Source organism: Streptomyces sp. NPDC052043 (assembly GCF_044548235.1).
Classification (GTDB): Bacteria; Actinomycetota; Actinomycetes; order Streptomycetales; family Streptomycetaceae; genus Streptomyces.
In genome coordinates, this window is record NZ_JBIUBT010000010.1 from 152982 (window position 1) to 161356 (window position 8375).

8 protein-coding genes and 2 pseudogenes are annotated in these 8375 nt (G+C 70.9%); 4 read left to right on the plus strand and 6 right to left on the minus strand.

Annotation, left to right across the window (positions count from 1 at the left end; translation table 11 throughout):
• The first annotated feature begins 130 nt into the window (after positions 1-130).
• Positions 131-1393 carry an amidohydrolase family protein gene (locus ACIHCX_RS24855; RefSeq protein ID WP_400032980.1) on the plus strand — a complete coding sequence of 421 codons (1263 nt, stop codon included), beginning with the start codon at positions 131-133 and terminating at the stop codon, positions 1391-1393.
• A gap of 364 nt (positions 1394-1757) precedes the next feature.
• Complete coding sequence (locus tag ACIHCX_RS24860) at positions 1758-2414, plus strand: SDR family oxidoreductase (protein WP_400032982.1); 657 nt, start codon at positions 1758-1760, stop codon at positions 2412-2414.
• A 34-nt stretch (positions 2415-2448) separates the two neighbouring features.
• Here ACIHCX_RS24860 and ACIHCX_RS24865 read toward each other — a convergent pair whose 3' ends face one another.
• From ACIHCX_RS24865 to ACIHCX_RS24875, 3 genes are all read right to left on the minus strand, one after another.
• A complete protein-coding gene (locus tag ACIHCX_RS24865; protein ID WP_400032984.1) occupies positions 2449-2661 on the minus strand; it encodes a hypothetical protein in 213 nt (70 codons plus the stop codon).
• 210 nt (positions 2662-2871) lie between these two features.
• Positions 2872-3525, minus strand: coding sequence for a hypothetical protein (locus tag ACIHCX_RS24870; RefSeq protein ID WP_400032986.1), 654 nt, complete (start codon positions 3523-3525; stop codon positions 2872-2874).
• Positions 3526-3553: 28 nt separating this feature from the next.
• Positions 3554-4099 (minus strand): GNAT family N-acetyltransferase, encoded by a 546-nt coding sequence (locus ACIHCX_RS24875; protein WP_400032988.1) that lies wholly within the window; start codon positions 4097-4099, stop codon positions 3554-3556.
• Between the two features lie 253 nt (positions 4100-4352).
• Here ACIHCX_RS24875 and ACIHCX_RS24880 point away from each other — a divergent pair, with 253 nt between their 5' ends.
• A complete protein-coding gene (locus ACIHCX_RS24880; protein ID WP_400032990.1) occupies positions 4353-4520 on the plus strand; it encodes a hypothetical protein in 168 nt (55 codons plus the stop codon).
• Positions 4521-4592: 72 nt separating this feature from the next.
• Here the strand turns inward: ACIHCX_RS24880 and ACIHCX_RS24885 are convergent, their stop codons facing one another.
• Complete coding sequence (locus ACIHCX_RS24885) at positions 4593-5702, minus strand: PP2C family protein-serine/threonine phosphatase (protein ID WP_400032992.1); 1110 nt, start codon at positions 5700-5702, stop codon at positions 4593-4595.
• Between the two features lie 87 nt (positions 5703-5789).
• Here ACIHCX_RS24885 and ACIHCX_RS24890 point away from each other — a divergent pair.
• Positions 5790-6319: pseudogene (locus ACIHCX_RS24890) on the plus strand (site-specific integrase); the annotation flags it as partial.
• Between the two features lie 464 nt (positions 6320-6783).
• Here the strand turns inward: ACIHCX_RS24890 and ACIHCX_RS24895 are convergent.
• Together ACIHCX_RS24895 and ACIHCX_RS24900 are read right to left on the minus strand one after the other, a co-directional pair.
• On the minus strand, positions 6784-7551 hold the full coding sequence (locus ACIHCX_RS24895) for a class F sortase (protein ID WP_400032994.1): 768 nt from the start codon (positions 7549-7551) through the stop codon (positions 6784-6786).
• A gap of 147 nt (positions 7552-7698) precedes the next feature.
• Positions 7699-8375 (minus strand): annotated as a pseudogene (locus tag ACIHCX_RS24900) (hypothetical protein); the annotation flags it as partial.

The window sequence follows — 8375 nt, forward strand, 5'->3', positions numbered from 1 at the left end:
ATTGCGCTCCTCCCTCGTCCGGCCCGGCGGCCGCCCTAGGCTCGACTCACTCTGCGTGATCTTGCGTGGCCCGCGCGGCCCCGCAGTCCGTGTCCCGAACCCACCCGTCGCCTTTCGTACCTGGAGCGCGATGCCCCCCGGACAGCCGCCGCCCCCCTCGTCCTCCTCGCCGGCCCCGTCCGGACGCACGGACCCGGACGGACTGCTGCTGTGCGGGGCCCGGCTGACCGACGGACGGACCGTGGACGTGCGGCTGGCCGGGGAGCGCATCGAGGCGGTCGGCACCGCCGGCAGCCTCGGCGCGGACGGTCCGCGGGGCGGCGCGCCGCGCGTCGACCTCAGCGGCTACCTGCTCCTGCCGGCGCCCACCGAGCCCCACGCGCACGCCGACACGGCCCTGACCGCCGACAGCGGCGGACCGGTGTCGTACGAGCCGGAGGACGTCCAGCGCCGGACCACCGAGGCCGCGCTGCTGCAACTGGGCCACGGCGCGACGACCGTGCGCGCACACGTACGCGTGGGCGACGTCCAGGGGCTCGGCGTCCTGACGGCGGTCCTGCGGGCCCGGCGGTCGCTGCGCGGTCTCACCGAACTGACGACGGTGGCGGTGCCGCGCGTCCTGACCGGGGCGGCCGGTGCGGACGGTCTGGCGATGCTGCGGGACTCGCTGAAGATGGGCGCGTGCGTCGTGGGCGGCTGCCCGGACGTGGACCCCGACCCGACGGGCTACGTCGAGGCGGTCCTGGAGGTCGCCTCCGAGCACGGCTGCCCCGTCGACCTGCACACCGACGGCGCCGACCCGGCCCGTCTGGCGCGCATCGCGGCGATGGCGGGCGGGCTGCGCCCGGGAGTGACGCTGGGCCCGTGCGGCGGCCTGTCCCGGCTGCCCGCCGGAGCCGCAGAGCGGGCCGCGGACCAACTGGCCGCGGCCGGGGTGAGGGTGGTGTGCCTGCCCCAGGGCGGCTGCGGTGGCGCCGAGGGGCACGGGACGCCGCCGGTGCGGCTGCTGCGGGCCGCCGGGGTCCGGGTGGCCGCGGGCAGCGGCGCCCTGCGCGACGTGTCGAACCCGGTGGGGCGCGGCGACCCGCTGGAGGCCGCGTACCTGCTGGCCTCGCGGCACGGGCTGCGCCCCGAGGAGGCCTACGACGCGGTGAGCGCGTCGGCCCGCGCGGTGCTCGGCCTGCCCGAGGTGCGGGTGGAGGCGGGTTTCCCCGCCGAACTGCTCGCGGTACGCGGCGACCGGCTCGCCGGGGCCCTGTCGCTCGCGTACAGCCGGATCGTGGTGCACCGGGGGCGCGTGGTGGCACGCACCAGCGCGGTACGGGAGTTCTGCGACTCCGCGGCCACGGTGGAACTGGGGCTGCCACGACAGGGGCGGGGGGAGCTGTCCTGACGCCGGCGGGGCGGGGACGGAGACAGGCCCGCCGGGGGGGCACCTGAGGCGCCTGAGGCGCTCGAAGCGCTTCCGCAAGGCATACCGCAGGCACGCCGGAGGACATGCCGCAGGCGGGCCCACGCACCGCCGGAAGACGTACCGCAAGGGTGCCAGAAGCGCCGCCGGAGGGGCGTGGGCCCGCGGCGTGCCCAGGCACCGCCGGAGGCCCGCCGGGGCGCCACCGGACGGGCGTGCCGCGAGGCGTGCCGCAGGCGCCGCCGGAGGGACGTGCCGCGGGGCACCGCCGGGCGCGGCGGAGGGTGTGCCGGACAGGGCCGAAGTCGTACGGCGAATACGGCCGTCCGGGCGTACGGTCGGAAGCATGCGGATTGTCATCGCTGGTGGTCATGGTCAGATCGCGCTGCGGCTGGAGCGGCTGCTCGCCGCGCGCGGGGACGAAGTGGCGGGCATCATCCGCCGCGCCGAGCAGAGCGAGGACCTGCGGGAGGCCGGCGCCGAACCCGTCGTGCTCGACCTGGAGTCGGCGTCGGTCGAGGAGGTCGCGCAGTCGCTGCGGGGCGCCGACGCGGCGGTGTTCGCGGCGGGCGCGGGCCCGGGCAGCGGCGCGGCACGCAAGGACACGGTGGACAAGGGCGCGGCGGTGCTGTTCGCGGACGCGGCCGTGCGCGCGGGCGTGCGCCGCCACCTCGTGGTGTCCTCGATGGGCGCGGACGCGGCACACGAGGGCGACGAGGTCTTCGACGTCTACCTGCGCGCCAAGGGCGAGGCGGACGACCACGTCCGCCGTCAGGAGGCCCTGGACTGGACGATCCTGCGCCCCGGTTCGCTGACGAACGACGCCGGTACCGGCCAGGTGCGCTTGGAGGCCCATACCGGCCGCGGCCCGATCCCGCGCGACGACGTGGCCGCCGTCCTGGCCGAACTGGTGGAGACTCCGGCCACGGCCGGCCTGACCCTGGAACTCGTCAGCGGCTCGGCACCGGTGTCCGTGGCGGTGAAGTCGGTGGCGGGCAACTGAGCGCGTCCGGGCGCCTTCCCACGCCGACAACCGCTCAGAACAAGGGCATCTGCCCGGGACACTCCGGAACGGCGTAACCGTCCAACGACGGCTGCACGGCGCCGAGTTGCGCCATCCGGCGCGATCCGGAGCAGGAGGTCAGCCCACCGCTAGCCCGCGTCCCGGGCGGATCGTGCCGCGCGAACCGCCCGGCCACAACGGCGATCTCCCGACGGCACACGGGACAGAGTCTGCGACGCAAGGACATGGCCCCAGTGTGCACGGCACCACCGACACCGCCCTTCGCGCCCACACGCAAAACCCCGCAGCCACGCTGGCGGCAACCGCCCTGCACATCGCCATGCCAGCACGCTGAGGTCAGTGGTCTCGCCTAGACGAGTAGTTCCGAATGCCCAGGCGAGTGATCGTGCACGACGCGCTGTACGAGGTCAGAGGACTGGCGGGATGAGCAGCAGGTTCATCGTGCCTGCTCGCGCCATTGCGCGAAGCTGCCCTGAACCTCGGCGATGCTGGGGTGGCGCACGGCGTCGAGCCCGTCATCGGCGAGAAGGTCGGCGATCAGGGCCGGAGGACCGAAGACCTCGGTCGCGCTCAGGTCCCAGTCGGTCAGGACGAACCAGGAGCCCTCCACGGGCCACCAGTGCGCGGGAAACTGGGTGCGTACGGTTCGGGCGGGCCATGCGCAGGCATCGTGGTGAGCAAGTGCCTCCTCCAGCCGGCCTCGGCGGGCCGGGATCGGGCGGCCCGTGTCCTCGATCCCCGCCTGGGCCCAGTAGCAGTCCGTCCGCGGCCCGTCAGGGCTGTGGCGGGCGAGGACCTCGACCAGGCGGGCCAGGCTGTCGCGGTCGATTTCGCCCAGGTCCGGGCCTTCGAGGTCTTCGGGCAGGTCCAGCCCCTCGAAGACCCGGAACGAGGGGGTGTGCTGCCAGTCCTCCAGGCGCTTGCCGACGTGCGCCAGCACGTCGCCCCACCGGACCCGTTCCTCACTCACGGTGACGGCGTGCAGAACCCAGCAGCGATCCGGGAACTCCTCCTGGGGCTCGTAGCCCAAGACGGCCTCGCCCCGCTCCAGAAGTTGCCGGACACCACCCAGCGAATCGTCATCCGGCACAAGCTCCACCGTGAAACCCCTCGACTAGTCAGATGTCACCCTGGACCAGGGCGTGCAGATGCTGGTCGTGCCACCCGTCCTCATGCAGCAGCGCACTGCGCATCGTGCCTTCGACGGAGAAGCCGGCCTTCGCCGCTACTCGGCACGATGCCGGGTTGGCCACCGCGTGGCACAGCCGGAGCCGGTGCAGGCCAAGGTCGTCAAATGCCCACTGGCTGAGGCGCTTCGTGGCCTCGACCATTACGCCGCGGCCGCGTCCTGCGGGCAGGATCCAGTACAGGATTTCGGCGCTGCCGCCAGTGAGGTCGATGTCACCCCAGCCGATCAAGCCCACGGCATGGCCGCTGTCAGGGTCGGCGATGGCCCATATCGCGCTCTGCTCGTTCTGCCAGCGCTCGTGCATACGCTCGATTCGCTTGCGCGCTTCCTCCATCGAGGTCACAACCAGTCGGTTCCACTGGCGAATCGCCGGATCCTGGCCAGCGGCCACCAAGGTGCCGGCGTCGCTGACGCGCCAGGGGCGCAACTCCAGGCCGCTGGAAAGGGCTGCCACGGGTTGCTCCAGCTTGGCCATACGGCCCGCGGGAACGACAGGCGGTATGGGTGAGGTGATCACCGCGGCATCGTGCCACAGCCCGACAACGGACAGAACCGGTTATCTGGCACCGCGACTATCAACCCAGCGCTAACGCCGTGACCAGTTGTCATCGTCTGTCCACGTCGATCCGCCTCGGACGACCCAGAGACGGCCCAGGTCTCAATGGGCCGCCGGCGCCTCTGCCCGATCGGGCACACCACCCGTAATCTGTCCGGCTGGGGGTGGGCGGATGCTCGGCTTCTTCTGGATGTACCTGGTGATCGCATCCGTGGTCAGCCTTGTCTTCTTGATCGCCGGTTCGAGTTGGCGTGCCAGCGTCCTGTGGGGGCTGGGGCTTGGCATCCTGCTCGTGCCGCTGTCGATCTTCGCCTTCTTCCGTTTCGTCATGGGGGTCTAGCTCGTGGCGTCACACCAGGTCGGCGGAACGGCTGTTGGGGTACAAACGAGCAGGCGAACGTGGCGGGCCGGGTCACAGGCGCACGATGACCAGGGCGGTGTCGTCGGTGGCGTCACCGGGTGGGAGTAGGTCGTTGAGCACGGCATCGGCGAGGGCTTCGGGGTCGTCTGCCTGGTGGCGGGCCAGGGAGTCGGCGAGCCGGGCGAGGCCGGTGTCGATGTCTTCGCCGCGGCGTTCGATCAGGCCGTCGGTGTAGAGCACGAGAACGGCACCCTCGCGGAAGGCCTCGACAGCCTGGATCCGGGGGGCGTGTTCAGGGCGGGCGGCCAGTGGCGGGTCGGTGGCCTGGTCCAGGAACTCGACGGTCCCGTCCCTCTGGAGGAGCCCAGGTGGAGGGTGGCCGGCGCTGCTATAGGTGATGGTGCGGGTCTCCCAGTCGATGAATGCCGTGGCCACGGTGGTGTTCTCGGCGCCGTCGACGGTGCGGGCGTACAACCCGAGGGCTTCCAGGGCGCGGGCGGGGCCTTCGGCGACGAGGGAGGCGGCGGTGAGGGCGCTGCGCAGTTGTCCCATGACGCCGGCCGCGGGCAGGCCGTGGCCGACGACGTCGCCGACGGCGACGGCGATGCGGTCGCCGGGCCGGTCGACCAGGTCGTACCAGTCGCCGGCCACATGTAGTGCTTCGGCGGCGGGCCGGTAGCGTACGGCCGCCTGATGTCGGCCGACCGGGCGGAAAGCGGGCAGCATGGATTCCTGCAAGGTCAGCGCGACTTCACGGGCGTGGATGAGTTCGGTGACGTCCTCCACCCGGTGCAGCAGCAGAGTCACCCGCCCATCAGATCCGAACACGGGGATGTTGGTCATGTTGAGGTACCGCTCTTGCCACACTCCGGGCTGGTCGGGGTGCTCCGTGACGTAGCGCTGCACCGCCACGATGCTGCGCTCACCGGTGCCCGCCGCCCGGCGCAGTGACGCCAGAACTCTGAGCAGGACAGGCTCGACGGGGTCCCTTTCGGGGTAGTCCTCGGGCACGAAGGAACCGACCACTTGCTCGCGGGTGACGCCCCGCAGGCGCAAGAACTCCGTGTTGGCGTCCGCGTAGATCAGCTGCGGAGTCACCAGCGCCACCGCCCCGGGAAGGGCCTGGAACACCGCCGCGTAGTCGACCTCCGGCACCTTCATGACTTTCCTGCCTTGCCGCGCAGTTCTGTCTCTTTTTCACCATACGAGCGGGGAGTCACTGCTCGCCCCATGATGTTGTCGGCCCAAGGGCGGCGTCTCCAGGAATGCGACCTGCCCCGTCGTGGGTGGGGCACTCTGCGACTCCGAGAGACCCGTCCGCGCTCGGGATCTGCCTGGACCGATAGCGGCGAAGCGCACGACCGACGCGGACTCAAGCACCGGTCACGGAAAGCAGTCCGCACCATGCCGATCCCGCCCGATCTCGTGAAACCTGCTGCGCTGGCACGTCACGGCGTACGGCGTCGCCCCCCGACGGGCGGCTCTTCCGGACGCAACGCGGCGGACTCATCCAGGACACCGGATACGGCGAGGTGTGGGCGGAAGCCCGCGCACGTGCCCTCACGCCCGCTCAGTGCGCGTCACTGCTGGCGAAGCGTCCATATGATCTTCGCCACGCCGCCGTGTGCACGTGGCTCAGCTCCGGGGTGGAACCACAGGAGGTGGCCGCGCGCGCCGGCCACAGCGTGGCCGTGCTGTTCCGGGTGTACGCGAAGTGCCTGGACGGCGGCACCGCCACGGCGAGCTCCCGAATCGAGCGGGCGCTGAAGAACGGCAGCCAGGAGGGCCGGAAGCTGCCCCACGCCTGCCCCACACGGGCTGGTCAGCACCCGAATCAGGGTGAGACACACTGGGAAAAAGGGCCCATAACAACCAGGCCGCACCCGTGAACGCCGAAAGGGTCTGCGATCAGCATTGCTGCTGTTCACAGACCCTTTCGGTCCAGTGGCGGCGCCAGGATTCGAACCTGGGAAGGCTGAGCCGGCAGATTTACAGCGGGCTCCGTCCACCATCTGTGGCCTGCGTCTTCTCCTGTGGCTCCCGCGGCTGGGGGACGACTGGGGGAAACAAGGCCGGTGTGTCAGGCTCTTCGCTGGCCACCGTCTTGCCGACCGGAGTCCGATAGGCGTAGGAGATCACCGTCAGGTCCTCGTCCTGCACGACTCTTCGGCCAAGTGGGGCCAAGTGGCCAATAGCGAGGGGCCGCTGAAAGACGTCACAGTCAGCCGGCTACGTCGGCCGGTCACGACCGGCCCGCAGGCCCTTCGTGAGAGATCGGACGGCCTTCTCCGCGGCCCGCCGCCGTGGACGGCGCAGGGCCGGGCCAGGACTCGAGGCGGGCGAAGGCGACGACGTTGTAGTCGTATTCCCTGCGATCGCGGTCGTAGCTGCCACCGCAGGTGATCAGCCGCAGCTGCGGGCCGGGGGTGTCGCCGTACACCTCCTGGTCCGGGAAACGGTCCTTGGCGTAGGTCCGCACCGCAGTGACCCTGAAGACCGCGGTACTGCCGTCCGCCCGGGTGACATTGATCAGGGCACCGGGCCTGAGCGTGCTGAGCCGCTGGAAGACCGCCGGTCCGGTCCGGGTGTCGAGATGGCCCACGACCACGGACGTACCGTCCTGACCCGGTGCCACACTGCCCCGGTACCAGCCCACCAGATTCGGGGTGCTGGCGGGCGGGGTACTGACCGCACCCGAATCGTCCAGGCCCAGCTGCGTGAACGGCGCGTCCACCTGGATCTGCGGGATCCGCAGCCGGACCGGCGGCGAATAAGCCAGCCCCGGCCGGCGGGGGGCAGCGGAAGCAGAACCGGACCTGGCCCCGAGCGGCAGAGGGCCGGCAGAGACGGGAGCGTTGTAGGCCGTGGCCAACTCCCGCTGGATCATCAGTACACCGAGGAGGAGAACGGCCAGACCAAAACAGAGAATCCAGCGCCACCCGCGGATACCACCATGGCACGCTGCACCCTGGGCGCTGTCCCCAGCCGGGGGCGCAGGCTGCTCTTTCATACCTATACACCTTCTGTTGCTGACTGCCGGGAACTGCCGCCGCTGCGGTAAACCGCCTCGCGGCCATCACCGACGAACGGTCAGACACCTTGTGGCCACCGCCAGTGGGCGGTGGCCACAAGCGGTCTGCTTCACGCGGCAGGCAGGTCAGACCGCGTCACGGCGTCCACGACGGCGATGCAGCGCAAAACCGCTGATACCGAGTCCGCCCAGAACCAGAGCCGTGCCGCCAGCCATACCGGCCGACGAAGGCTGAGCGAGGCCACCGCTACCGGCATGGACGCCACCGTGCGGCTTCCGACCGTGATGCGGTTCCTCCCCACCCCTGTGGTGCGGCTTGTGCCCCCCACCCCACTGGTGCTGTTCCTCCCCTCTACCTCCGTGGTCGTGCTCCCCTCCACCCCAGTGGCCGTGCTCCCCTCCACCCCAGTGGCCGTGCTCCCCTCCACCCCAGTGCTCCTGCTGTTCTTCCCGTCTGTCCGAGTGATGCTGCTTATTGATCAGCTCGATCTTGTTCGCCGACCGGTTCTTGTTCGTCGACTCCTGCTCCTGCTTCTGCTTATTCGTCAGCCACAGCTGCACCTTCGTGTCCTGCCTAGGCTTGACCACGATCTCGGGCTTGACCACGATCTCGGGCTTCACCACGATCTCGGGGCTGGACTCAGCCTTGGCCGAGCTGTCGTTGTGGACCTTCACGTCCTGCTCGGGCTCCGCCTCGGCCTCCGCCTCGGGGCTGGACTCAGCCTTGGCCGAGCTGTCGTTGTGGACCTTCACGTCCTGCTCGGGCTCCGCCTCGGCCTCCGCCTCGGGGCTGGACTCAGCCT